We start from the raw sequence: 25,342 nt of genomic DNA, 5'->3' as shown, positions 1-25,342 counted from the left end.
GGCCGCCACCAAAATTTTACCTTTGTTAAGCTATTGGCAACCGTAACCGGGCCTCCTGATGCCGGATTTTTCAGGCCTATGGGTGGGACATGACGCAATTGGTGGCAGGACAGGCAAGACGGGCGGGATCCGTGACCGGCGCGGCGATGATCGCGGCGGCTTTGCTGCTGCCCGTCAGCGCACACGCCCAGACTCAGAACGGCCTGTCCAACCTGTTCGGCGGCATCTTCTCGGGTGCGAACCCGGCGCCCTCGCAAGCACCGCCCGGTCATGGCGGCGCCCTCCCCTGGAGCGGCGAGGACGGCGCTTCCGGCCATCCGCTGATGACGGCCGCGGCGATCCGCGAGGCGGCCTCCAATTTCAACAATTGCGTCGCCGCGATGTGGCCGGATGCCGCACGGCGCGGCGTCACGCAGGAGAATTTTCAGCGCTTCACGGCCGGGCTTTCGCCCGATCTGCGCATCATGGACCTCATGGACTCGCAGCCGGAGTTCACCAAGTCGATCTGGGACTATCTCGACATCCTCGTGAACGACAACCGCCTCGCCAAGGGCCGCGAGGTGCTCGCCAAATACAAGGCGCAGTTCGACGCCACCGAAAAGGCAACCGGCGTCGACCGTTACATCATCGCCTCGATCTGGGGCATCGAGTCCAATTACTCGACGCAGATGGGCGACCGCAGCGTGCTGCAATCGACCGCCACGCTGGCCTGCATCGGCCGCCGCCAGGCCTATTTCAAGGACGAGTTCCTCTCCGCGCTGGAGATCGTCAACCGCGGCGATCTCAGGCCGGAGCAGATGCGCGGCTCCTGGGCCGGCGCGTTCGGTCCGACCCAGTTCATGCCGACCGCCTTCAAACGCTTTGCCGTCGATGGCGATGGCGACGGCAGGCGCGACGTCGTCGACAATCCCACTGACCTGATTGCATCGACCGCCAACAACCTCAAGAAAGACGGCTGGCAGGCCGGCCAGACCTGGGGCTTCGAAGTCGTGGTGCCCAAGGGCTTCAACTACATGCTGGCCGACCGCGCCAAGGCGATGCCGATCGCGCAATGGGAGAAGCTCGGGCTCAAGCGGGCGACCGGCCAGCCATTCCCGCATCCGGGAGAGAAAGCCTATCTGCTGGCCCCCGCCGGCGCGCAGGGGCCGGGCTTCCTGATGCTGCAGAATTACCGGGTCATCATGAAGTACAACCCGGCCGAGGCCTACGCGCTGGCGATCGGCCATTTCGCCGACCGCCTGCGCGGAGGGCAGCCCTTCGTGCAGCCCTGGCCGCGGCAGGAACGCGAGCTGTCCCGCACCGAGCGGCTGGAGCTGCAGCAAATTCTGGCCCAGCGCGGCTTCTACAAGGGCACCCCGGACGGCCAGTTCGGCGGCCAGACCCGGGAAGCCCTGCGCAATTTCCAGGCCTCGATCGGAGTACCCGCGGACGGTTTTGCCTCCTCCGACGCACTGGAACGGCTACGCGGACGGTAAAATCGCGCCGAAAGTAACCCTGAACAGGGATTTTGGCAGCCCGCCTTGACGGAGGCGGTTGTTCCCCGATGTATGGCACAAGAATCTGCAACGGAATTTGCCCGTTCGGCGCCTGATTCCGTTATTATATTGAGCTACTCCGACCCCCATTGCGCTGGCCCAAGATCGCATGTCGAAGCCCAAGTCCCTGTTCAAGGTGCTGACCGAGACCGGCCCGTTGATCGCGCTGGGGACGGCGCTTGCGATTCTGGTCTCGGTCGCGGGACCCGCCTCGGCGCAGTTCTTCAACTTCCCCGGCTTCGGCGGCCCGCCGCAGCGCCAGGCTCCGCCACCACACCGCGGCGGTGGTGGAGGCGGCGGATGGTTCGGCGGCGACTTCTTTACACCGTTCCAGCAGCAACAGCCGCAAGCGCCGCGCCAGGATTTTTCGCGCGCGCCCTCACCCGCCAAGCGCGACACCATCCCCGAGAAGAACGTGCTGGTGATCGGCGACGCCATGGCCGACTGGCTCGCTTATGGTCTGGAAGACGCCTACACCGAGCAGCCCGACATGGGCGTGATCCGCAAGCACAGGACCACGTCAGGCCTGATCAAGTACCAGCCGCGCGGCGAGCCCTCTGACTGGGCGGCTGCGGCAAGGGGCATCCTCGAGACCGAAAAGCCCGACGTGATCGTCGTCATGCTGGGCCTCAACGACCGCAGCGCGATCCGCGAGCCGGCCGCCGACAAGACGGACAAGGCCGCCGCCGACAAGGACAAGAAGAACGACAAGGGCGCGCGCGCCAAACAGCCAGCAAAGCCGGGGGACGCCAAGCAAGGAAACGACACCGCCGCCAAGCCCGACGACAAGCCTGCCGATGCCGATCTGCCGCAGGACGATGCCGACAACGCCGACACGCCGGCGGCCGCGCCGGAGAAGACCGCGCGCAACCCGAACGGCCTCTATGAATTCCGCGACGAGCGCTGGATCGAGCTCTACGGCAAGAAGATCGAAGAGCTCGCGGGCGTCCTCAAGAGCAAGGGCGTGCCGGTGCTCTGGGTCGGCCTGCCCGCGATCCGCGGCCAGAAGGGCACGGCGGACATGCTGTTCCTGGATTCGCTCTACCGCGAAGGCGCGGCCAAGGCCGGCATTACCTATGTCGATGTCTGGGACGGTTTTGTCGATGAGGCCGGCCGCTTCCTGCAGAAGGGCCCGGACTTCGAAGGTCAGATCCGCCAGCTCCGCAGCGGTGACGGCGTTTACTTCACCAAGCCCGGCGCGCGCAAACTCGCGCACTATGTCGAGCGCGAGATCACACGCCTGCTGGCAGGACGCTCCGGCCCGATCGCGCTGCCGAGCGAGCCGGCGACGCCAGACACCAGCGCCGAGCCCGGCAAGCCCGCACCGCGGCCGCTGGCGGGGCCGATCGTGCCGCTGGTTGCAGCCTCGATCTCGACCGATCAATTGCTGGGTGGCCCGGGCTCGCGTCCCGCCGCCGTCGATGCGCTGGCTGCAAAGACGATGGTCAAGGGTGAGCCGCTGGCGGCTCCCGCCGGCCGTGCCGACGATTACGCCTGGCCGCGCCGCGAAGTCGGCCGCGAGCAGGCCAAGGGCGATACGCCCGTTGCCGCGACGACGCCTGACGGCGGCGCGGCTTCCACCGCGCCGGGCGCAGCTGCGGCGATCGCGCCACAAAAACTCGCGCCGAAGAAGCCGCCGGTGGTGCAGCAGCCGCCACAGGCCCAACCGTCGATGCGTGATTTCTTCGGCTTCGGTTCGCCGCCGCCGGCGCCTCCGCCGCGTCAACTGGCGCCTGCGCCGCGCAACCCAAATCCGAACGCAAATCCAGGTATTCCGCGTCCGCCGGCTAACGTCGGGCGCTCGGCCGAGGTGTTCCGGTAAGCGAAGGTCCCTTCCCGAACGCCTCGCAGCACCTCCTGGTGATGCAGGGCAGAGCCGGGATCCAGCTGTCTCACCACATTCGCAAAAAAGAATGCGCCCCGGCTCTGCAAGGCGGCGTTGCACGCCGCCTTGCAGAGCCGGGGCACGGAGAGACGTTTCCTGGCTCAGGCGCTCAGTAGCGCCAGCGCTGCGGTGGACGGCGGGCGGGGCGCGCCATTAGCAGAGCCAGCGCAAAGCCGATGCCGCCGGCAACCATCAGCGCGCCGAGCGGGTTGTCCTTCACCTTCTGGGCAATCGCCTGCGAGCCGTCGCGGAAAGTGTCGCCGCTGTTGTCATAGGCGTCCTTGGCGTAGCTCGCCGCGGTGTCCGTGGCATCGCGCACGGCATCCTTGGCCTGGCCGTAGAGATTTTGCACCGTGCCTGCGGCCTCGCGTGCCTTGCCTGAGGCCTGCGTCTTGGAATCGCCTGCGATGTCTCCGATCGCGCTTTCCGCCTTACCTGCGTAGTCCTTGGCCGCTCCAACAATCCGGTCCGTATCCATGATGGTCCTCCTCGGGGGTCAGCCCAAGTAACCGATCAGCAGCGGCGCAGTTCCACGCCGTGGCGAAAGTGTTGTCGGGTTGACTAAAGTATCAGCCCGCCATCGACGACCAGCGTCTGCCCGACGATGTAGGACGACAGCGGCGAGGCCAGGAACAGCGCCGCGCCCGCCATGTCGGCCGGCGTGCCCAATCGCCGCAGCGGAATGCGCGATAGTGCACCTTCGAGCCGCTTGGGATTGTCGGTCGTCACCTTCGTCATCTTGGTGTCGACGAGCCCCGGCGCGATGCCGTTGACGCGGATGCCGTCCTCGGCCCAGGCCTCGCCCAGCGTCCGCGTCAATCCGACCGCACCGGTCTTCGAGGCGTTATAGGCGGGATTGCCCATGGTGGAATGATAGGCCGCGGTCGAGGACACCATGATCAGCGACCCCTTCGCATCCCGCAACATGGAATGAAACCGCGTGGCGCAAGCCATCAGGCTCATCAGATTGACCTCGACCACCTTGCGAAAACCGCTCATCTCGAATTCACCGCGGCGATAGAGCACGGCGCCTTGCGCCAGCACGAGCACGTCGAGCCGCTCGAAGGACGGCTTGAACGCCTCGATCGCAGCGGGGTTGCTGACGTCGAGCTGCGCGTAGGCGAGACCGGTGAGATCGGAGCCTTCTTCAGCTGAATATTCCGTTGCGTGAGCGCGCGTGCCGCAAACGGCGACAGCCGCGCCCCTCGTGCGAAATGCTTGCGCGATGCCGTTGCCGATCCCGCTCGAACCGCCGACCACCAGCACCTGCCTGCCTGAGAAATCGAGCTCGTTCGCCATCGCGGCCTCCCCTTTTGTCTTGCTTGTTTGACCTGTCTGCGGATCGATGCCAGCCTTGTCAATCATAACAAGAACAAGCGGGCTCCCAAGGAAACAGCATGTCCGAGTTCAAGCAGCTCAGCCGGTCCGTCAAGGGCCTGACCGTTCTCGTCACCGGCGCCGCCAGCGGCATGGGGCGCGCCACCGCGCGCGTATTCGCCGCGGAGGGCGCCCACGTTGCCGTCACCGACCATGACGAGCAAGGCGCGCTCGCCGTCGCGGAGGAGATCGCGGCGAGCGGCGGTTCGGCAAAGGCCTGGACGCTCGACGTTGCCGATGGTGGCGAGATCAAGCGCGTGGTGAATGATGCCGCTGCACATTTCGGCGGACTCGATATCGTCGTCAACAATGCCGGCATCTCCGTGCGCGTCGCGATCGACGACGAGGCCTATGAGGACGCATGGGCCAAGGGCATCGCGGTGATGCTGACGGCGCATCCGCGCATCATCCGCGCCGCGCTGCCGCATTTACGCAAGTCGAATTGCCCGCGCATCGTCAACATCGCCTCGACCGAGGCGCTCGGCGCCACCGCATTGCACAGCCCCTATTCGGCTGCGAAGGGCGGCGTAGCGAGCCTCACCCGCTCGCTCGCGGTCGAACTCGGCCGCGAGGGCATCACCGTCAACTGCATCTGCCCGGGTCCGATCCGCACCGCCATCACCGACCGCATCTCGGAAGAGCACAAGACAATTTATGCCAGACGCCGCACCGCACTCGGCCGCTACGGCGATCCCGAGGAGGTCGCGCATATGACGCTGAGCCTGTGCCTGCCGGCGGCCTCCTTCCTCACCGGCGCGGTGATCCCAGTCGATGGTGGGTTGATGGCGCGGAATGCGTGAGAGCTGGTAAGTTGCCGTAGCCCGGATGGAGCGCAGCGCAATCCAGCCTACGGGCAGCCATGCGCGGCGAGCGTTGACAAGTACGAGCGCGGGAGTAGCTTTTTCGCCGACAGAGCGGGACCAACCGCTCGCACATGCGGGAGAAACGCCATGACGATCGCCATCCGGCAGCTTCACAAGCATTTTGTCGGCGAGGTTTCGGGCCTCGATTTGCGAAAGCCCCTCACCGAGGTTGAGGCGCGCGAGGTCGAGGCCGCGATGGACAAATACGCGGTGCTGGTTTTCCACGACCAGGACATCACCGACGAGCAGCAGATGGCTTTTGCGCTGAACTTCGGTCAGCGAGAGGATGCGCGTGGCGGCACCGTGACCAAGGCGCAGGACTACCGGCTCCAGTCGGGCCTCAACGACGTGTCCAATCTCGGCAAGGACGGCAGGCCGCTGGCGAAAGACAGCCGCACGCATCTGTTCAATCTCGGCAACTGCCTGTGGCATTCCGACAGCTCGTTCCGTCCCATCCCGGCGAAATTCTCGCTGCTGTCGGCGCGCGTGGTGAACCCGAAGGGCGGCAACACCGAATTCGCCGACATGCGTGCCGCCTATGACGCACTCGACGACGAGACCAAGACGGAGATCGAGGACCTCGTCTGCGAACATTCGCTGATGTATTCGCGGGGCTCGCTCGGCTTCACCGAATATACCGACGACGAGAAGGAGATGTTCAAGCCGGTGCTGCAACGTCTCGTGCGAACCCATCTGGTCCATCGCCGCAAGTCGCTGTATCTGTCATCGCATGCCGGCAAGATCGTCAGCATGAGCGTGCCGGAGGGCCGCCTTTTGCTGCGCGATCTCAACGAGCACGCGACGCAAGCAGAGTTCGTCTACGTCCACAAATGGAAGCTGCACGATCTCGTGATGTGGGACAACCGCCAGACCATGCACCGCGTCCGCCGCTACGACCAATCGCAGCCCCGCGACATGCGCCGTGCCACGGTGGCGGGGACGGAGCCGACGGTGCAGCAGCAGGCGGCGGAGTAGCGGCGCATTCCGGTGTCGCCCCGGACGGGCGAGGCGAAGATCCGGGACGACAGCGGGGGGAGGACGCACCACCGCGGAGTATATCGCGGTCGCGACCAGAGCAGCTACGCGTGCCCGGCCTCGTTCGAGAGCATGCCGGGATCGATGCCGATCTTGCGCAAGGCGCGTCCGTACTTGTCGTCGACGTCGTCACCGAAGATCAGATCCGAATCCGCATCGCAATGCAGCCAGCCGTTGCTCTGGATCTCGGTCTCGAGCTGGCCCGGCGCCCAGCCGGCATAGCCGAGCGCGAGGATGGCATGCTTGGGACCCGAGCCGTTGGCGATCGCGCGCAGAATATCGACGGTCGCCGTGAGGCAGACGCCGTCGTCGATCCGCAGCGTCGCGTTTTCGATATAGAAGTCGCTGGAATGCAGCACGAAGCCGCGGCCGGTATCGACCGGGCCGCCACGCAACACTTTCATGCTTTCGGCATTCTCCGGGAGCCTGATGTGCTCGCCCTTCTTGATGATGCCGAGCTGCTGCAACAGCTCGGGAAAATCGATGCTGCCGGCCGGATGGTTCACGATGATACCCATCGCCCCCTCCGCCGAATGGGCGCAGAGATAGATGACCGAACGTTCGAAGCGGGAATCGCCCATGACGGGCATCGCGATCAGCAGCCGGCCGTCGAGATAACCGGCTGAATTGGGCAGCGCGGGCCCCGCGCTGCGGGTGCTTTCGCCCGTTCTCTTGCCTGTGGGAGCCATCGGTAAAGCACTCCGGTTTCAATTCCTATCCTGATGTCGGGCCGGGCTGCTGTCAAATCAAGGCTTGCAGGGACGCGATTCAAATCCCTCCATCACAAGCAATTCAATGGTTTGCCCAGGGGTGACCCTGTAAAGACGTATCATGCTCACAAGAGTTCCCCTGCGTGCGGCGATTGGCGTCGTGACAACCCTGCTTGCGTCGTCGCTGGCCATCGCAGCCCGTGCCGACGACGCATCGCCGTGGCAGCGCGACGGACATTCCGCGGTACGGTTGCTCGCGGGATCGCGCAGCGGCGCGGTTCTGCTCGGCGGTATCGCGTTCCAGATCCAGCCCGGGTGGAAAACCTACTGGCGCATGCCCGGCGATTCCGGCGTCCCGCCGCGGTTCGACTTCTCGAAATCGGACAATGTCGAGGCGGTGACGGTGATGTGGCCTGCGCCGCTGAAATTCGACGACGGCGCAGGCGGCCATTCGATCGGCTATCACAACCAGATCGTGCTGCCTTTGCGCATCGTCGCCAAGGCGGCCGACAAGCCCGTGACCTTGCGTGCCGAGATCAACTACGCGGTGTGCGAGAAGCTCTGCATTCCGGTCGAGGCCAGCGCCGAGCTCGGCTTCAACAACGTCGCCTCGACCGAGGACGCCAATCTGCGTGCAGCACTCGACACCGTGCCCAAGCCTGCCAATATCGGCGATCCCAATCCGCTCACCATCCGCGACGTCAAGCGCGACGGGCCCAAGAACGTGGTGGTGGACGTCGTTGTGCCCGACAGCCGCAACGTCAATCTGTATGTGGAAGGGCCCACGCCGGATTGGGCACTGCCGATTCCGGAGCCGGTCAAGGACAGCCCGGCTGGTGTGAAGCGTTTCTCTTTCGAGCTCGATGGCCTGCCGCCAGGCGCCAAGCCCGATGGCGCCGCGCTGAAGTTCACACTGGTCGGGCCGGAGAAATCGTACGAGTTCAATACGAACCTGGAGTAGCCGTCGTCCTGGCGAAGGCCAGGACCACATTGGGAACACCCAACCGAATCTTAACGAATGGTTGCTAATTCCCAAGGCTGCTGCGGCAAGTCTGCCGCGGCATGCGCGTGCGCCCCGGGGACCCTTCGAATTGGCCGTGATGGATGCAGAACCGGCAACGACCGGACCGGCCGCGCTGATCGCGCGGTTGCGGGCCAGGCTGACGGGCGGCTCGAGCGAAGCATCGCTGACGCGGCGGCTGGCCGGCACCATCTTCATCATCCGCGTCATCAGCGCAGGCCTTGCCTATGTCTCGCAGGTGCTGCTGGCGCGCTGGATGGGCACGTCCGACTACGGCATCTATGTCTATGTCTGGACCTGGGTGCTGCTGCTCGGCAGCATGATGGATTTCGGCATCTCGGCCTCGGCTCAAAAAATCATTCCGGAGTATCGCGCCAGCGGCGAGCAGGCGTTGCTGCGCGGCTTTCTCTCCGGCAGCCGCTGGCTGACTTTTGCGGTATCGACACTGGTCTCGCTCGCCCTCGCCGGCATCGTCAGGCTGCTGTCGCCCTGGATCGACCCGGCCGAGGAGCTGCCGCTCTATATCGGCTGCATGACCCTGCCCGCCTTCGTCGTTGCCAACACCCAGGACGGCATCGCGCGCTCGCATGACTGGATGCAGCTCGGCCTGATGCCGCAATTCATCATCCGCCAGGGACTGATCATCGCCATCACGGGCGCTGCCTTTCTGCTCGGCTACCATCTCGGCGCGGTCGCGGCGATGGTTGCGAGCGCCGGCGCGGTCTGGATCGCGATGACCGGGCAGATGGTGGTGCTGAACCGCAAGCTCGCCGACCATATCGAGCCCGGTCCCAAGACCTACGACATCGGCGGCTGGCTCGCCGTCTCGCTGCCGATCCTGCTGGTCGAGAGCTTCTACCTGCTGCTGTCCTATACCGACGTGCTGGTGCTGCAGCAATTCCGCCCCTCCGACGAGGTCGGCGTTTACTTCGCGGTGGTGAAGACGCTGGCGCTGGTCTCGTTCATCCACTACGCGATGTCGGCGACGACGGCGCATCGCTTCGCCGAATACAACGCCAGCGGCGACAAGGCGCGGCTGTCGGCCTATGTCGCGCACGCCATCAGCTGGACGTTCTGGCCGTCGCTGGCCGCGACCATCGTGCTGCTCGCCCTCGGCAAACCGCTGCTCTGGCTGTTCGGGCCGCAATTCACCGTCGGCTACGACATCATGTTCGTCGCCGCGATCGGACTCGTGGTGCGCTCCGCGATCGGACCGGTCGAGCGGCTGCTCAACATGCTCGGCCAGCAGAAGATCTGCGCGCTCGCTTATGCGCTGGCCTTCGTGATGAACCTCGTGCTCTGCATCGCACTCGTGCCGCGCTACGGCGGCCACGGCGCCGCAGCCGCAACCTCGATCTCGCTCACCTTCGAGACGGTGCTGCTGTTCTGGATCGTGCGGCAGCGGCTTGGGCTGCACGTGCTGGCGTTTGGTAAATAGGCACTACGTCGCCGCCTTTGCTTGCTTCCTTGGGGAACGACTGTTTCGCAGCGCGGCTGGGAACAACCGGAAATACCTCTCAATTTCCGACGCGCAGTACGATTTTTCTTATTCAGCCCAAGCGGTTGCGTCCCAGGGAAGGTTTATTCTACGTCGTATTGCCCAACCGACGAGATCAACCTAAGATTCTCCAGATATGTTCGATCCACTCTACGTCGCTTCCGGTTTCGGCGTCGGCCTCCTCATCGGGATGACCGGCGTGGGCGGCGGTTCGTTGATGACGCCGCTGCTGATATTGCTGTTCGGTGTTCATCCCTCCACCGCGGTCGGCACCGATCTGCTCTATGCCGCCGCCACCAAGACCGGCGGCAGCGTGGTGCATGGCTGGGCGCGCAGCGTGCACTGGCCGGCGGTGCTGCGGCTCGCCTGTGGCAGCATTCCCGCGAGCGCGCTGACGCTGCTGGTGCTGTGGAAGCTCGATCTCAGAGGCGATTCCGAGCGCAGCCTGATCAATCTGGTGCTGTGCTTCGCGCTGCTGCTGACCGCGACCTCGCTGATCTTCCGCAAATCCATCATGGAGCGTTATCGCGGCCGGCTCGAGCAGGTCGACGAGCGCAGCACCGCGATTGCGACCGTCGTCACCGGCATCGTGCTCGGCGTGCTGGTGTCGATTTCGTCGGTCGGTGCCGGTGCGGTCGGCGTCACCGTGCTGCTGCTGCTCTACCCTCGCCTGCCGATGGCAACCATCGTCGGCTCCGACATCGCCCATGCGGTGCCGTTGACACTGGTCGCCGGCATCGGGCATTGGGCGCTCGGGGACGTCGATTGGGCGCTGATGGGCGTGCTGCTGATGGGCTCGCTGCCCGGCATCATTGTCGGCAGTTTCAGCGCGACGCGGGTGCCGGAGACGGTACTGCGGCTGACGCTCGCCAGCGTGCTGTTCGTGGTCGCCGGCAAGATCATGTTTGTGGAGTTGAATTTGTCGGCGGCCTTCGAGACTGCGCTGGCCTGGACGCATTAGGCCCAACCGAGCGGCGGAATCGTAGGGTGGGCAAAGCGAAGCGTGCCCACCACTTTTTCAATTGAGGGTGATGGTGGGCACGGCGCTTACGCGCCTTTGCCCCCCTACGGCACTGCCCCTATTCCGCCGTCCAGCCGCCATCGATCGAGAGATTGCTGCCGGTGATCTGGGCGGCATCATCGCCGCACAGGAACAGCGCCAAGGCCGCGACCTGCTCGGACGTCACGAACTCCTTGGTCGGCTGCGCGTCGAGCAGCACGTCGTTGATGACCTGCTCGCGCGTGAGATTGCGCGCCTTCATCGTGTCGGGGATCTGCTTCTCCACCAGCGGCGTCCAGACGTAGCCGGGGCTGATGCAGTTGCAGGTGATCTTGTGGGTCGCAACCTCCAGCGCCACGGTCTTGGTGAGACCGGCGATGCCGTGCTTGGCCGAGACGTAGGCCGACTTGAAGGGCGAGGCGACCAGCGAATGCGCCGATGCGGTGTTGATGATGCGGCCCCAGCCCTTCTTCTTCATCCCGGGCACCGCTGCGCGGATGGCGTGAAAGGCCGAGGACAGGTTGATGGCGATGATCTGGTCCCATTTCTCGAGCGGGAATTCCTCGATCGGCGAGACGAACTGGATGCCGGCATTGTTGACGAGGACGTCGACGGAGCCGAAGGTCTTCTCACCAAGCGCGATCATGCCGGCGATCTCGGCCGGCTTGGTCATGTCGGCGGGCGAATAGATCGCCTTGACGCCGAAATCGGACTCGATCTTCGAGCGCTCCTTCTCGATGTCCTCCGGCGAGCCGAAGCCGTTGATGACGACATTGGCGCCGGCGGCGGCGAAGGCGCGTGCGTAAGCGAGCCCGATGCCGCTGGTGGACCCGGTCACGACGGCGTTCTTGCCTGACAGACTACCCATTCTATTCGCTCCTTTTTGCCGGGGGCGCGGAGACGTTCCCCGTGAGATCGTAGGTCACCATGGTCTCGCCGGATTGCGGCCGCTCGAGCCAATCCTTGTGGCGCATCGACAGATGCACGTCGTGCACGCCGGCCTCCCAGTGCTCGACCATGGCGACATGCGAGAAGTCGTAATCCTTGGACGAGGATTCGTAGTTCTTGCTGCGGTAGATCAGATGCACCACGGTGACGGTGCTTTCACGCGATACCTTCGCGAGGAATTCCACGGAAGGGTCGTTCTTGAGATAATCGGGCAATTTGGAAATCAGGTCGCGCACGGCCTTGCGGGCGTTGTGCAGCTGCTTGTTCTTGTCGGTGTTCATCCGCGTGCGGCTGGAGAAGCGAATGTCCTTCTCGCGCTCAGTGGCCTCGAGCAGCGAGGTCGGCAAATCGCCGCGGGCGGAGAACAGGTCGACCTGGAAGATCAGCATGTCGCGATCGACCTCGGCATCGAGCACGTAGTCCAGCGGCGTGTTGGAGGCGATGCCGCCGTCCCAGTAATGCTCGCCGTCGATCAGGACCGAGGGAAAGCCCGGCGGCAGCGCGCCGGAGGCCATGATGTGCTCGGGACCGATGGTCTTGCCGAGCTTCTTGAACTCGTAATTGTCGAAATATTTGAAGTTGCCCGAGGTGACGCCGACCGCGCCGACCGACAGGCGCGTCTTGAGGTCGTTGATGCGGTCGAAATCAACCAGACGCTCCAGCGTCTTCTTCAACGGCGCGGTGTCGTAATAGCTCTCGGCCTGCGGGCTACCGGGCGGCCAGAGCGGCGCCGGCGGAATCCGCGGCGTGAAGAAGCCGGGCACGCCGAAGGTCGCGATCAGCGCGGCGCTGGTGGAGTTGAACAGTTCGCGGCTGTGGTCGCTCTTGCCGATCGGTTTCCACGGCACCGGCGCGGAGACCATCTCCCAGAATTCCTTGAGCCGCTTGACGCGCGTCGGGCCCTCATTGCCGGCGATGATGGCGGCGTTGACCGCGCCGATCGAGATGCCGGCGACCCATTCCGGCTCGAAGCCCTGGCCGCACAGCGCCTGATAAGCGCCGGCCTGATAGGAGCCAAGCGCACCGCCGCCCTGGAGGACCAGGACGCGTTGCGCATTCGCGGGGATGCTGGCGGATTCCGGGATATGATCGGTCATAAGGGAACAATATCAAATGGCGCGCCACCGTGGCGACCCTCCGCCGCGGCGTCAATGCATGCCGGGATCAAGTCTGGCTTACCGCTCCGTCGAGGCCAGGATCATGGTCCAGAACACCTTGTATTTGGTGCCGGGAGCATAGCTCGCCGCTATGCCCAATTTTGTGACACCGCCCTTGAGCATGTTGGCGCGGTGGGGTGGCGAGTCGCGCCAGCCGGAAAACGCTTCCGCCAGCGTATGATAGCCGGCCGAAATGTTCTCGACCGCCACGGTCGCGGGATAGCCGCCGGCGGCTAGGCGCTTGGCTAGCGGCGCGCGGACGTCGTGGTCCATCTTGTTGGCCGCCGCCATGGCATTCGACTGGGATTCGGCAAGCCGCATCAGGTCGGGGTCGATGACGACGGTGCCGAGCGCGTTGTTCTGGCGGTATTGCGAGATCATGATCGCGGCCGCCTGCGCATCGAGCTTTGAGCCCGGGACCGCCATGTCGGCATACATCGACGGCTGCTGGACCGGTGCCTCGTTGCCGGCACAGCCGGCAAGCAGCAAAATGATGAGAATTGCGGCCGCAGCGCGCATGTAGGGGCCCCCGAATGAGGGGCCGTTGTTGCATACCAACCGTGGCTGAAAGGTGAATTTTGAAGAAAATTCGACCTGACGCGACGGCTCAACTGCCCGCAAATATCCGGTAGCGGCGGGGCTCGAGGCCGATGGTGTCGCCGGCGTGCAGTTCCTTGTCGCGGGGGGCGTCGATCTCGATGGTCTCGCCGCCTGACAATGCGACCTCGGCACGCTGCACGGGACCGAAGTTACGGACGTGTCGCACGGCGCCCTCGAAGACGCCGCTGCCGGGCGGCCCGACCAGCATGTCATGTCGCCGCACGAACAGTTTTGACGCGCCAGGCGCAAGTCCGTCCGCCGTGAGGCCTAACGGCCGGCCACCGAGCCTGATCACGCCTGCTTCGACCTGGACCGGCAGCTCGATGGATTCGCCGATGAAGCCGTGGACGAACGCGCTTGCCGGGCTTTCATAGACGTCGTCGGGCGAGCCGATCTGCTCGATCCTGCCCTTGTCCATGACGACGACGCGGTTGGCGACCTCGAGCGCCTCCTCCTGGTCGTGGGTCACGAAGATGGAGGTGACGCTGATCTCGCGATGAAGCGAGCGCAACCATTTGCGCAGCTCCTTGCGCACCTTGGCATCGAGCGCGCCGAAGGGCTCGTCGAGCAAGAGGATGCGCGGCTCGATCGCGAGCGCACGGGCGAGCGCGATGCGCTGGCGCTGGCCGCCGGAAAGCTGGCTCGGGTAGCGATCGGCGAGCCAGTCGAGTTGCACGAGATCAAGCAACTCCTTGACCCGCGCCCGGATCGCCGCCTCGTCTTTCCGGACCGCACGTGGCTGTACGCGCAGGCCGAAAGCGACGTTCTCGAACACCGTCATGTGGCGGAACAGCGCGTAATGCTGGAACACGAAGCCGACATGCCGCTCGCGCGCGCCCTGCGCCAGCGCGTCCTCGCCGTTGATGAGGACTTCACCTGAGTCAGGCCAATCGAGCCCGGCGACGATCCGCAGCAGCGTGGTCTTTCCCGATCCGGACGGCCCGAGCAGCGCAACCAACTCGCCGCTCTCGACCTTGAGGTCGACACCGTAGAGGGCTTTGAAGCTGCCGAACGTCTTGACGAGATTTCTGACTTCAATGGTCACTTGCGTCTTCCCCTTCGTCGAGATGACGTTCCAGGACGGTCTTTGCGATCAGCGTGATCAGCGCCAGCATCGCCAGCAGCGAGGCGATCGCGAAGGCGGCGACGAACTGGTATTCGTTGTAGAGGATCTCGACCAGCAGCGGCATCGTGTTGGTCTCGCCGCGGATATGGCCGGAGACGACGGAGACTGCGCCGAACTCGCCCATCGCGCGCGCGTTGCAGAGCAACACGCCGTAGAGCACGCCCCATTTGATGTTGGGCAAGGTGACGCGGAAGAAGGTTTGCAAGCCGGAGGCGCCGAGCGAAACCGCCGCCTCCTCCTCCTGCGTGCCCTGCTCCTGCATCAAGGGGATCAGCGCGCGCGCCACGAACGGGAAGGTGACGAAGGTGGTGGCCAGCGCGATGCCAGGCACCGCGAACAGGATCTGGATGTCATGATCCCTGAGCCAGCTGCCGAAATAGCCCTGCGCGCCGAACAGCAGCACGAAAACGAGGCCGGAGATCACCGGGCTCACCGAGAACGGCAGGTCTATCAGCGTGATCAGGAAGGTCTTGCCCGGGAAATCGAATTTTGCAATCGCCCAGGCGGCGACGAGGCCAAAGACGAGATTGAGACCGACTGAAATCGCAGCGACGATCAACGTCAGCTTGATCGCCGCAAGCGCCTCGGGCTCGGCGAGGCCAGACAGATAAGCGGCGATCCCCTTCGAGAGCGCGTGCGCGAACACCACCACCAGCGGCAGCACGACGAAGACAGTGAGAAAGGTGATCGCGATCGTGATGATGGCGATGCGCACGGCCTTCGGTTCGGTGCGCAGATTGTCCCGCGCGAGGGCTTCGCGTGCGCGGGCCTTCTCGTCGGACGAAGTGAGCGGGCCTGAATGGGCGATCTGCATCGTCATGGTCCGCCCTCAACGCACCGGAATCCGGCTCTGCGCCCAGCGCTGGAGCCGGTTGACGGCGAAGATGATGACGAAGGAGACGACGAGCATGACGACCGCGATCGCCGTTGCATCGGCATAGCGGAATTCGGAGAGGCGGATCACGATCAGCAGCGGCGCGATCTCGGAGACGTTGGGCAGATTGCCGGCGATGAAGATCACCGAGCCGTATTCGCCGACCGCGCGGGCGAAGGCGAGCGCGAGCCCGGTGAGCAGCGCCGGCGCCAGCGAGGGCAGGATCACGCGGACGATGGTCTGCCAGCGGCTGGCGCCGAGGCTGCCCGCGGCTTCCTCGATCTCAGGATCGAGATCCTGCAGCACCGGCTGCACCGTGCGCACCACGAAGGGAATGCCGATGAAGATCATGGCGACGAAGATGCCGACCGGCGTGAACGCCACCTTGATGCCGAGCGCCGCCAGTGGCGCCCCCAGCCAGCCCTTCTCGGCGAACAGCGCAGTCAGCGCGACGCCCGCGACCGCCGTCGGCAGCGCGAAGGGCACGTCGACGATAGCGTCGAACAACCGCCTTCCGGGGAAGCGATAGCGCACCAGCGCCCAGACGATGAGGCTGCCCATGACGAGATTGACGCAGGCCGCAGCGAAGGCGAGTCCGAAGGACACGCGCAACGCGTTCAGAGTGCGGCGGCTGGAGAGGATATTCCAGAATTGCTCGGGACTGAGCTCGAGCGATTTCAGGAACAGGCCGGCGAGCGGAATCAGGATGATGATCGACAGCCAGGAAAGCGTCAGCCCCATCGTGAGACCGAAGCCCGGCAATGTCCGGCGTCGTGCTGCGAGTGCGCTCACCAGGCCCCCTGTCAACATCTCTAAGACGGCGCCGGATCAGTTCTTGTAAATCTGATCGAACACGCCGCCGTCGCCAAAATGTTCCTTCTGCGCCTTGGTCCAACCGCCGAAAAATTCGTCGATCGTGAACATCTCGACCTTTGCGAAGGAATTTTCGTACTTTTTGGCAACCTCGGCATCGCGCGGACGGTAGAAGTTGCGCGCGGCAATTTCCTGTCCTTCCTTCGTATACCAATACCGGAGGTAGGCATCGGCAGCGTTGCGGCTGCCCTTCCTGTCGGCAACCTTGTCGACGATCGCGACCGGCGGCTCGGCGAGGATCGAGAGCGGCGGCGCCACGATCTCGAATTTCTCCGGACCGAATTCCTTCAGTGCGAGATACGCTTCGTTCTCCCAGGCGAGCAAGACGTCGCCGACGCCGCGCTCGACGAAGGTCACGGTGGCGCCGCGCGCACCGGTATCCAGCACCGGCACCTGCTGGAACAGCTTACCGATAAAGTCCTTGGCTTTGTCGGCCGAGCCGTATTTCTTCTGCGCAAAACCCCAGGCGGCAAGATAATTCCAGCGCGCGCCACCCGACGTCTTCGGGTTGGGCGTGATCACGGCGACGCCGGGCTTGATCAGATCATCCCAATCCTTGATCGCCTTGGGATTACCCTTGCGCACCAGGAACACGATGGTGGAGGTGTAGGGCGACGCGTTCTGCGGCAACCGCTTCTGCCAATCCGTCGCCGTGAGACCCTTGTTCGCGATCGCGTCGATGTCGTAGGCGAGCGCGAGCGTCACCACGTCGGCCTGCAATCCGTCGATCACGCTCCGGGCCTGCGACCCGCTGCCGCCATGCGACTGCTTGATCTCGACGCTCTTGCCGGTTTCCTTCTGATAGGCGTTCGCGAACGCCTTGTTGAATTCGGCATAGAGCTCGCGAGTCGGATCATACGACACGTTGAGCAGGTTGATGTCAGCAGCGAGAGCCGCGCCTGCCAAAAAACCCGTCGCGATGAGTCCTGCAGCGAGCGGAACGATACGGCGCATCATGTCCATCTCCATTCGCTTCACTGACGTCGGCGTCAGCGAAGGAAGGCGAAACTCGCGGCGAAACACGTTTGAGTCAACGAAACCGGATTTTCTTGTTCGCTAGCTCGCAGCGCGGCTGTGCTACGAAGTCTTCATCGTGTGGATGCCGCATTCTGTCTTGGCCCGGCCGCGCCAGCGACCGGCGCGCTCATCCTCGCCTTCGGCCGTTCTGCTCGTGCAAGGCATACACCCAACCGACCGGAAACCGGAGGCGACCAAGGGGTGACGTGGCAATTTGGCGCGGACGAAGATGGCTTCGAGTTCCTCGCGCGAGACGTTGGCGAAGGGGTTGAACTTCAACCGCACGCCATCGTCTTCGACCACGGGAATGTCGGCCCTCGCATTGCCCTGGAAGCGCTTGCGGCCATTGAGCCAGGCCGAGAACGGCTTCAGTGCCCGCGCCAGCGGCTCGACTTTACGAATGCGGCAGCAGGCGTCGGGATCGGAGAACCAGAGCTCGCGATCGGTATCCTCGCGCGACAGCGCCTCCTCAGCCGGCTTGATCGAGCGGACGTCCTTCAGGCCAAGCGTCGCGATCAACGTGTCGCGATAGGCCAGCGTCTCCTCGAACAGCCAGCCGGTATCGAGGAAGATAACGGGGATCGCGGGGTCGACGTCCGCCATAACCTTCAGCAGCGTCGCCGATTCCGTCCCGAAGGACGACACCAGCGCCAGTTTCTCGCGCCCGACAGCCTTCAGCGCCGCGGCGATGATCTCCGCGGGCGAAGCATCGCGCAAAGCGCGATGAAGCTCCGCCACGGAGGGCAGCGCGGAAACGGACACTGACGAAACCTGAGGCGCGATCGCGTTCACGTGCCGACACCTTCGGAATGGCGCAACTGCATGCGCCGGTGCAAGGCCGTGATGCGGCCGTCGCCGGTCGGCTGGTAGAACACCGAGTAACGCTTCGCGGTCTGCATGAAGGCTTCCGCGTCGGCTTGCTTCTTGACCTCGAACGAGTCGAAGCCGGCGCGCAGCATGAACACGAACTGGTCGCGCAGCACCTGGCCGGTGGCGCGCAGTTCACCGCGGTAATTGTAGCGCTCGCGCAGCAGGCGGGCCTGGCTGTAGGCGCGGCCGTCGCGGAAGGTCGGGAACACCAGCGCGACCACGGCGAGCTTGCCAAGATAGGGCACGAGTTCGCTGATGTCGCGGTTGTTCGGCCAGATCACGCCGACCTTGCCGGCGCGTTTGAGCAGCGCGTCGGCCTCGACGATAAAGCGCTCGGCCGGCACCAGGATGTCGCCGCCCTGGGGCAGCGGCGTGTCGACGGCCAGCTTGACGAAGCCGTCGTCGGCGATCTTTCCGCCGTTAACGAGTGGCATAGACTCGCTCCTTGAAGGGTTCGACGCCGAGGCGTTTCACTGTGTCCATGAACAGCTCATCCGGTCGCTCGCGCAGCGCCAGATAGGCTTCCACGATGTCCTCGACGACGTCGGCGACCTCGTCGAACTTGACGCCCGGCCCGATCAGGTTCCCGAGCGCGGCGTTCTCGTCAGCGCGGCCTCCGATGGTGATCTGGTAGACCTCCTCGCCATTCTTTTCGACGCCCAGAATGCCGATATGGCCGACATGGTGATGGCCGCAGGCATTGATGCAGCCTGAGATGTTGATGTGGAGCCGGCCGATCAGGTTGGCGAGTTCGTGGTTGGCGAACCGCCGCGTCAATTCCTGCGCGATCGGGATCGAGCGCGCATTCGCCAGCGAGCAATAGTCGAGGCCCGGGCAGGCGATAATGTCGGTGATCAGGTTGACGTTCGGCGTCGCGAGGCCGAGCTTGTCGAGCGCCTTCCACAACGCCGGCAGATCGCGCTTGGCGACGTGGGGCAGCGCCAGGTTCTGCTCGTGGCCGACGCGGATTTCGCCGAAGGAATATTTGTCGGCAAGATCGGCCAGCGCATCCATCTGCTCTGCGGTGGCATCGCCCGGAGGCCCGCCGATCGGCTTCAACGAGATCGTGACGATCGAATAGCCTTGCACCTTGTGCGGCGCCACCGAGTTCTTGCGCCATGCCTCGAACTCAGGATCGGCCGCGGCCTGCCGCAGCTCGTCCGGCATGTGCGGCAGCTTCTCGTAGGCCGGATAGGTGAAGCGCGAGCGGATGTCCTCGATCACCTCGTCGTCGATCTGGAGCGAGGAGTTGCGGATGTGCTGCCACTCCTCCTCGACTTCACGGGAGAACTTCTCGATGCCCAGCTCGTGCACCAGGATCTTGATGCGCGCCTTGTAGATGTTGTCGCGGCGGCCGTATTGGTTGTAGACCCGCAGGATCGCCTCGATATAGCTGAGGATGTCGCGGCCATGCACGAAGTGCTTGATGGTCTTGCCGATGAACGGCGTGCGGCCGAGACCGCCGCCGACCAGCACCTCGAAGCCGGTCTCGCCCTTCTCGTTCTTGATGAGGCGCAGACCAATGTCGTGAATCTTGATCGCGGCGCGGTCGTGATCGGACGCCGTGATCGCGATCTTGAACTTGCGCGGCAGGAACGAGAATTCCGGATGCAGCGTGGTGTGCTGGCGGATCAGCTCGGACCAGATGCGGGGATCCTCGATCTCGCCGGGCGCGACGCCGGCCCACTGATCCGACGTGACGTTGCGCATGTTGTTGCCGGAGGTCTGCATCGCATGGATGCCGACCTCGGCGAGATCTTCCAGCGCGTCCGGCAGCTCGGCGAGCTTGATCCAGTTGAACTGGATGTTCTGCCGCGTCGTGAAGTGGCCGTAGCCGCGGTCGTATTTGCGCGCGACGTGGGCAAGCGCCCGCAGCTGGTTCGACGCCAGCGTCCCGTAGGGAATCGCGACGCGGAACATGTAGGCATGCAGTTGCAGATAGACGCCGTTCTGAAGCCGCAGTATCTTGAACTCGTCCTCGGTGAGCTCGCCGGAGAGACGCCGCTTCACCTGGTCGCGGAACTCCGAAACGCGCTCGTTGACGAGCGTGCGGTCGATTTCGTCGTAAGCATACATAGGAAAGCGCCTTAAGCCTGGGCCGACTGTCCGATGGTCACACCGGTGCGGCGGATCTGTTCGCGCAGATTGCCGGGTTCGATCTTGCCGTCCGCGCCGACCTGCACCGGTGCGATATAGGGACCGATCGCGCCGACGTCATCGGCGACGGACTCCGCAAGCAACGCTTTGGCCTCGTCGGAGTTGCGCACGATCGCGGCTTCCGAGAGGTCCGCGGACCAGCTCTTGGCGGCGGTGCGATAAACCACGATGCCATCCCAGGTACGGTTGGCGGTCACGACCGAGGGGCCGGCGATCTTGATCTTCTTCTGTTCGAGCGGGGAGGTCATTCGGCTGCATCCAATAGGTCAGAGATGATTTGCTTCGGGGTTTTCTCGGGGGTGTCGCGGCGAAGCGAGCCGGCATGCCGGACCACCTCGCCGATGATGAGAATGGCGGGACCGCCGCTGACCCGCCGCACAAGCTCGGGAAGGTCGCGCAGCGTGCCGATCGCGCCTTGCGCATCGGGACGCGTCACGCGCGCGAACACGCCAACCGGCGTCTCCGGCGAACGGCCTGCAGCGAACAGGCCGGCGCGCACTGCGGGCGCGGCGGTCATGCCCATATAGACCACCACGGTCATTCTGGTGTCGGTCAAGGTCGACCAGTCCACCGCTTCCGCGTCGCGCGCCTTGTGCGCGGTCAGGAAGGTGATGCGGGTGGCTTCATGACGATAGGTGAGCGGCACCTCGAAATCGGCTGCACCGCCAAGGCCGGCGGTGATGCCGGGAATGATCGAATAGGCAACGCCGGCCGCGCGCAGCGCTTCGACCTCTTCACCGCCACGACCGAACACGAAGGGATCGCCGCCCTTCAGACGCACCACGCGCTGGCCGGCTTGCGCGGCCTCGATCATCCGTTGGTTGATGGCGTCCTGGCCGATGCCGGGCTTGCCGACACGGCGACCGACGGCAACGCGCGTGGTGTCGCGGCGGATGCGGTCGAGAATGTCAGACGAAACCAGTTCGTCATGGAAGACGATGTCGGCATCCTGCAATGCGCGCAGCGCCTTGATGGTGAGAAGATCGGGATCGCCGGGTCCGGCACCGACCAGCACGACCGAGCCTTCCGGCTTGTCGGCACGCGCGAAATCGGAGGGATCGGCAATCGCCTTGAGCGCAGCATCCGCCTCGCTCCTGCGACCGCCGAGCACGGCGGCGCCGATCGAGCCGTCGATGACGCGCTCCCAGAACCGGCGGCGCAACGGAAACTCGGCGATGCGCTCGTTGACGGATTTACGGAAGCCGCCGATGAACTCGGCGAGCTCACCAATACGGGCGGGCAGCAGCGCCTCGATCTTCTCACGCACGCGCCGTGCCACGACGGGCGAAGTGCCGCCGGTGCCGACCGCGACCACGACATCGCCGCGATCCACGATCGCCGGAAAGATGAAGCTGGAATGTTCGAGATCGTCCATGACGTTGACGGGCAGGCCGAGCGCCTTGGCGCGAGCCGACATCGCCACACCGACATCGCCTGCGCCGGCGCAGACCACAGCTATGACGCCTGCAAGATCAGCCGTAAGCGGATCCCCCGTCGCGATATCGGTGCGCGCCGCGTCCTCGGAGTTCAGACCCAGGTCCTGATTGCCATCGATCGCATGCACGCGGAGACGCGCACCGGCCGCAGAGAGCACGCGCAGCTTGGCACGCAAAAGCTCACCCGCGCCGATGAGGACCACCGGACCGGCCTTGAGATCGAGAAACACCGGCAAGAACCGCATGCGATACCCGCTTCCCCAACATCCGGGGTTGACTGGAATTATTTTCTATATATGTGTCGTTTCGAGCGCGCAAAGAGAAAATTTTTTCTTCTATTGCGCACCGCAACTATAGAATTTTCGCCTCCAGACGCAAAGTGGCAGAGATGCATCTTCTCAGGTCCGATTCCGGCGCAGATGGGCTGGGCTTCACCGCTCCCGTTTCCAAGCAAATTCCGGTCGCGCAGACCGCCCCCAGCATGGACCATCTCGATCAGTTGGAGGCGCAGAGCATCTACATCCTTCGCGAGGCATTTGCCCGTTTGAAGAAGATCGCCCTGCTGTGGTCGCTCGGCAAGGACTCCAACGTCATGATCTGGCTGGCGCGAAAGGCGTTCTTCGGCCGCGTGCCGTTCCCGGCGCTGCATGTCGACACCGGCAAGAAATTTCCGGAGATGTACCGCTTTCGCGATCACTACGGCAAAGAATGGGAACTCGATCTGCGCGTCGAGCCCTGCCCGCCCATCGATGCCGTCGATCCGACGCTGCCGCCGGCTGCCCGCTCCGCTGCGCGCAAGACCGAAGGCCTCAAGATGGCGCTCGCCAAATACGGCTTCGACGGCCTGATCGCCGGCATCCGCCGAGACGAGGAGGCAACGCGCGCCAAGGAGCGCGTGTTCTCGCCGCGTGGCCTCGAAGGCAATTGGGACGTGCGCGATCAGCCGCCGGAATTCTGGGACCATTTCAACGCTTCGCCGCCGCAGGGCGCGCATTTGCGTATCCATCCGATCCTGCATTGGACCGAAGCCGACATCTGGGCCTACACCAAGCGGGAGAACATCCCGATCATCCCGCTGTATCTCGCCAAGGACGGCAAGCGCTATCGCTCGCTGGGGGATCAGGACATCACCAACCCGGTCGCGTCGACCGCGTCCAATATCGACGAGATCCTGATCGAGCTCGAGCAGACCAAGGTGCCGGAACGTGCCGGCCGTGCGCTCGACCACGAGACCGAGGACGCCTTCGAGCGTCTGCGCGTCGCCGGCTATCTCTGATTCCTGAGGACGCAACGCGGCCATGAACATGATCGTCACCCCCGCTTCGCCCGCGACCCCGAACGGCACCACGCGTCCGCAGGTCCGCATCGTCATCGTCGGCCATGTCGACCATGGCAAATCGACGCTGGTCGGCCGTCTCTTGCACGAGACCGGCAGCCTGCCCGACGGCAAGCTGGAAATGCTCAAGGCCGTCAGCGCGCGGCGCGGCATGCCGTTCGAATGGTCGTTCCTGCTCGACGCGCTGCAGACGGAGCGCGACCAGGGCATCACCATCGACACCACGCAGATCCGCTTTCGCACCAATTCGCGCGACATCGTGCTGATCGACGCGCCCGGCCACGCTGAATTCCTGCGCAACATGATCACCGGCGCCTCGCAGGCCGACGGCGCGGTACTCATCATCGACGCGCTCGAAGGCGTGCGCGACCAGACGCGGCGGCACGGCTATCTCCTGCATCTGCTCGGCGTGAAGCAGGTCGCGATCGTCGTCAACAAGATGGACCGCGTCGATTTCTCCGCCGCGCGCTTCAAGGAAATCAGCGACGAGATTTCCGCGCATCTGAACGGCCTCGGCGTGAAGCCCACGGCGGTGATCCCGATCTCGGCGCGCGACGGCGACGGCGTTGCTGATCGTACCGACCGGATCGGCTGGTACAAGGGTCCGACGGTGGTCGAGGCGCTCGACGCCCTCGAGCCGGCTCGGCCGCTGGAAGCGCTGGCGCTGCGGCTGCCGGTGCAGGCGATCTACAAGTTCGACGACCGCCGCATCGTGGCGGGCCGGATCGAATCCGGCAGCCTCATTGCCGGCGACGAGATCGTGATCATGCCGGCCGGCAAGATCGCGAAGATCAAGACTGTCGAAAGCTGGCCGGTGACGCCGGTGGCGGGACGGCAGGGCGCGGGCCGCTCGGTCGGCATCACGCTCGACCGCGAATTGTTCATCGAGCGCGGCGACATCATCGCGCATGTGAGCGCTGCCCCGCGCGAGACGCGGCGGCTGCGCGCCCGCATCTTCTGGCTGCACGACAAGCCGCTCGCCAAGGGCGACCAGTTGCTGGTTCGGTCGGGGCCGAAGGAAAGCCGCGCCACCGTGGTGGAAATCGAGAAGGCGGTCGATCCCGGCGAATTGTCGAGCGTCGAGAACAAGGCGATCGGCCGCAATCATGTCGGCGAGATCGACATCTCGCTGTCGAATCCGATTGCCACCGATCCCTACACCGAAAATCCGCGAACCGGACGCCTCGTGATCGAAGTCTCGGGGCGCATCGCCGGCGGCGGCCTCGTGCTGTCGGTCGATGCCGGCCAGCGCGCCGTACCGGTCGACATCGTGCCGGTCGAATCCGCGCTTCGCCCCGACGAACGCTCCGCGCGTTATCAGCACAACGGCGCCGTGGTCTGGCTCACCGGTCTGCCGGCCTCGGGCAAGTCGACGCTCGCCAAGGCTCTGGAGCGGCGGCTGTTCAGCAATGGCGGCTCGCCGGTCCTGCTCGACGGCGACACGCTGCGCGCCGGGCTCAACAGCGATCTCGGCTTCTCTGCGGCCGATCGCAGCGAGAACATCCGCCGCCTCGCCGAAGTCGCGACGCATCTCGCGCGCAACGGCCACATCGCGATCGTCGCGGCGGTCTCGCCCGCGCGCGAGGACCGCGCCGCCGCGCGCCGCATCGCCGACACAGCGTTCCGTGAGATCCACGTCGCGACACCGGCAGAAGTCTGCGAGGATCGCGATCCCAAGGGGCACTACAAGAAGGCCCGCGCCGGCGCGCTGGCGTCGTTCACCGGCATCGGCAACGACTACGAAGCACCGCAGGCAGCCGAGCTCGTGATCGACACCTCGACACGGAATGTCGCCGATGCGGTCCACGAGATCGAGCAGATGCTGAAGACGACCGGTGTGCTGTTCGACGAGGTCGTGGACCTCGCCGCGAATATTTGAGTCTGTGCTACTCCCGCTGTCGTAGCCCGGCTTGACCGGGCGACCCATATTCCAGAGACCGCGTGGGGATTCAGAGAAGCCGCGGCGTACTGGATTCCCCGCCTGCCGCCTACGCTGAAGCTTCGGCGCCCCTGGAGCTCGACCC

General features: G+C 64.7%; 24 protein-coding genes. 9 read left to right on the top strand and 15 right to left on the bottom strand.

Features of this window, described 5'->3' with window-relative positions; translation table 11 throughout:
* Positions 1–89 precede the first annotated feature (89 nt).
* Together IVB24_RS07390 and IVB24_RS07385 are read left to right on the top strand one after the other, a co-directional pair.
* Positions 90–1,475 (top strand): lytic murein transglycosylase, encoded by a 1,386-nt coding sequence (locus IVB24_RS07390; RefSeq protein WP_247772570.1) that lies wholly within the window; start codon positions 90–92, stop codon positions 1,473–1,475.
* Positions 1,476–1,644: 169 nt separating this feature from the next.
* Positions 1,645–3,357 (top strand): SGNH family hydrolase, encoded by a 1,713-nt coding sequence (locus IVB24_RS07385; RefSeq protein WP_247772569.1) that lies wholly within the window; start codon positions 1,645–1,647, stop codon positions 3,355–3,357.
* A 172-nt stretch (positions 3,358–3,529) separates the two neighbouring features.
* On the opposite strand, the gene IVB24_RS07380 is transcribed toward IVB24_RS07385, so the two are convergent.
* Both IVB24_RS07380 and IVB24_RS07375 read right to left on the bottom strand, forming a co-directional pair.
* Positions 3,530–3,898, bottom strand: a complete 369-nt coding sequence (locus IVB24_RS07380; RefSeq protein WP_094976768.1) for a CsbD family protein — start codon at positions 3,896–3,898, stop codon at positions 3,530–3,532.
* A gap of 83 nt (positions 3,899–3,981) precedes the next feature.
* Complete coding sequence (locus IVB24_RS07375; protein WP_140481221.1) at positions 3,982–4,719, bottom strand: SDR family oxidoreductase; 738 nt, start codon at positions 4,717–4,719, stop codon at positions 3,982–3,984.
* 98 nt (positions 4,720–4,817) lie between these two features.
* Between IVB24_RS07375 and IVB24_RS07370 the strand changes: the two genes are divergently transcribed.
* Together IVB24_RS07370 and IVB24_RS07365 are read left to right on the top strand one after the other, a co-directional pair.
* Entirely contained in the window at positions 4,818–5,597 is a 780-nt protein-coding gene (locus IVB24_RS07370) for an SDR family NAD(P)-dependent oxidoreductase (protein ID WP_166468069.1), read from the top strand.
* A 150-nt stretch (positions 5,598–5,747) separates the two neighbouring features.
* The gene (locus IVB24_RS07365; protein ID WP_247772568.1) at positions 5,748–6,635 is read left to right on the top strand and encodes a TauD/TfdA family dioxygenase; all 888 of its coding nucleotides are present in this window, start codon (positions 5,748–5,750) and stop codon (positions 6,633–6,635) included.
* 104 nt (positions 6,636–6,739) lie between these two features.
* Here the strand turns inward: IVB24_RS07365 and IVB24_RS07360 are convergent, their stop codons facing one another.
* Complete coding sequence (locus IVB24_RS07360) at positions 6,740–7,384, bottom strand: YqgE/AlgH family protein (RefSeq protein ID WP_140481223.1); 645 nt, start codon at positions 7,382–7,384, stop codon at positions 6,740–6,742.
* A 142-nt stretch (positions 7,385–7,526) separates the two neighbouring features.
* Between IVB24_RS07360 and IVB24_RS07355 the strand changes: the two genes are divergently transcribed.
* The 3 genes from IVB24_RS07355 (at position 7,527) to IVB24_RS07345 (ending at position 10,885) form a co-directional block, all read left to right on the top strand.
* On the top strand, positions 7,527–8,366 hold the full coding sequence (locus IVB24_RS07355; RefSeq protein ID WP_094976764.1) for a protein-disulfide reductase DsbD domain-containing protein: 840 nt from the start codon (positions 7,527–7,529) through the stop codon (positions 8,364–8,366).
* 139 nt (positions 8,367–8,505) lie between these two features.
* Positions 8,506–9,864 carry a flippase gene (locus tag IVB24_RS07350; RefSeq protein ID WP_247774057.1) on the top strand — a complete coding sequence of 453 codons (1,359 nt, stop codon included), beginning with the start codon at positions 8,506–8,508 and terminating at the stop codon, positions 9,862–9,864.
* 196 nt (positions 9,865–10,060) lie between these two features.
* On the top strand, positions 10,061–10,885 hold the full coding sequence (locus IVB24_RS07345) for a sulfite exporter TauE/SafE family protein (protein ID WP_247772567.1): 825 nt from the start codon (positions 10,061–10,063) through the stop codon (positions 10,883–10,885).
* Positions 10,886–11,003: 118 nt separating this feature from the next.
* On the opposite strand, the gene IVB24_RS07340 is transcribed toward IVB24_RS07345, so the two are convergent.
* The 12 genes from IVB24_RS07340 to cysG form a co-directional block, all read right to left on the bottom strand.
* Positions 11,004–11,792, bottom strand: a complete 789-nt coding sequence (locus IVB24_RS07340) for a 3-hydroxybutyrate dehydrogenase (protein ID WP_094976762.1) — start codon at positions 11,790–11,792, stop codon at positions 11,004–11,006.
* Between the two features lies 1 nt (position 11,793).
* Positions 11,794–12,969, bottom strand: coding sequence for a patatin-like phospholipase family protein (locus IVB24_RS07335; RefSeq protein ID WP_247772566.1), 1,176 nt, complete (start codon positions 12,967–12,969; stop codon positions 11,794–11,796).
* Positions 12,970–13,047: 78 nt separating this feature from the next.
* Positions 13,048–13,548 carry a CAP domain-containing protein gene (locus IVB24_RS07330; protein ID WP_094976760.1) on the bottom strand — a complete coding sequence of 167 codons (501 nt, stop codon included), beginning with the start codon at positions 13,546–13,548 and terminating at the stop codon, positions 13,048–13,050.
* An 88-nt stretch (positions 13,549–13,636) separates the two neighbouring features.
* Positions 13,637–14,674, bottom strand: a complete 1,038-nt coding sequence (locus IVB24_RS07325) for a sulfate ABC transporter ATP-binding protein (RefSeq protein ID WP_247772565.1) — start codon at positions 14,672–14,674, stop codon at positions 13,637–13,639.
* The gene (gene cysW / locus IVB24_RS07320; protein WP_247772564.1) at positions 14,664–15,575 is read right to left on the bottom strand and encodes a sulfate ABC transporter permease subunit CysW; all 912 of its coding nucleotides are present in this window, start codon (positions 15,573–15,575) and stop codon (positions 14,664–14,666) included. The genes IVB24_RS07325 and cysW overlap by 11 nt, the downstream gene beginning before the upstream one ends.
* Positions 15,576–15,584: 9 nt before the next feature.
* Positions 15,585–16,370 (bottom strand): sulfate ABC transporter permease subunit CysT, encoded by a 786-nt coding sequence (cysT, locus tag IVB24_RS07315; RefSeq protein ID WP_244621258.1) that lies wholly within the window; start codon positions 16,368–16,370, stop codon positions 15,585–15,587.
* Positions 16,371–16,457: 87 nt separating this feature from the next.
* Positions 16,458–17,459, bottom strand: coding sequence for a sulfate ABC transporter substrate-binding protein (locus IVB24_RS07310; protein ID WP_247772563.1), 1,002 nt, complete (start codon positions 17,457–17,459; stop codon positions 16,458–16,460).
* A gap of 120 nt (positions 17,460–17,579) precedes the next feature.
* Complete coding sequence (locus tag IVB24_RS07305; protein WP_247772562.1) at positions 17,580–18,311, bottom strand: phosphoadenylyl-sulfate reductase; 732 nt, start codon at positions 18,309–18,311, stop codon at positions 17,580–17,582.
* A complete protein-coding gene (locus IVB24_RS07300; protein WP_247772561.1) occupies positions 18,308–18,823 on the bottom strand; it encodes a DUF934 domain-containing protein in 516 nt (171 codons plus the stop codon). The genes IVB24_RS07305 and IVB24_RS07300 overlap by 4 nt, the downstream gene beginning before the upstream one ends.
* Complete coding sequence (locus IVB24_RS07295) at positions 18,810–20,465, bottom strand: nitrite/sulfite reductase (protein WP_166468060.1); 1,656 nt, start codon at positions 20,463–20,465, stop codon at positions 18,810–18,812. Before IVB24_RS07295 ends, IVB24_RS07300 begins: the two co-directional genes overlap by 14 nt.
* An 11-nt stretch (positions 20,466–20,476) precedes the next feature.
* Complete coding sequence (locus IVB24_RS07290) at positions 20,477–20,794, bottom strand: DUF2849 domain-containing protein (protein WP_140481233.1); 318 nt, start codon at positions 20,792–20,794, stop codon at positions 20,477–20,479.
* A complete protein-coding gene (cysG, locus tag IVB24_RS07285) occupies positions 20,791–22,227 on the bottom strand; it encodes a siroheme synthase CysG (protein WP_247772560.1) in 1,437 nt (478 codons plus the stop codon). The genes IVB24_RS07290 and cysG overlap by 4 nt, the downstream gene beginning before the upstream one ends.
* A gap of 236 nt (positions 22,228–22,463) precedes the next feature.
* On the opposite strand from cysG, the gene cysD reads away from it, so the two are divergent.
* A complete protein-coding gene (gene cysD, locus IVB24_RS07280) occupies positions 22,464–23,258 on the top strand; it encodes a sulfate adenylyltransferase subunit CysD (protein ID WP_094893529.1) in 795 nt (264 codons plus the stop codon).
* Positions 23,259–23,280: 22 nt separating this feature from the next.
* Positions 23,281–25,197: an adenylyl-sulfate kinase gene (gene cysC, locus IVB24_RS07275; RefSeq protein WP_247772559.1), complete on the top strand. Its 1,917-nt coding sequence runs from the start codon at positions 23,281–23,283 to the stop codon at positions 25,195–25,197.
* The last annotated feature ends 145 nt before the right edge of the window (positions 25,198–25,342 follow it).

This window comes from Bradyrhizobium sp. 192, from assembly GCF_023100965.1.
Classification (GTDB): Bacteria; Pseudomonadota; Alphaproteobacteria; order Rhizobiales; family Xanthobacteraceae; genus Bradyrhizobium; species Bradyrhizobium symbiodeficiens.
This window is presented reverse-complemented; position numbering and strand designations above follow the sequence as displayed.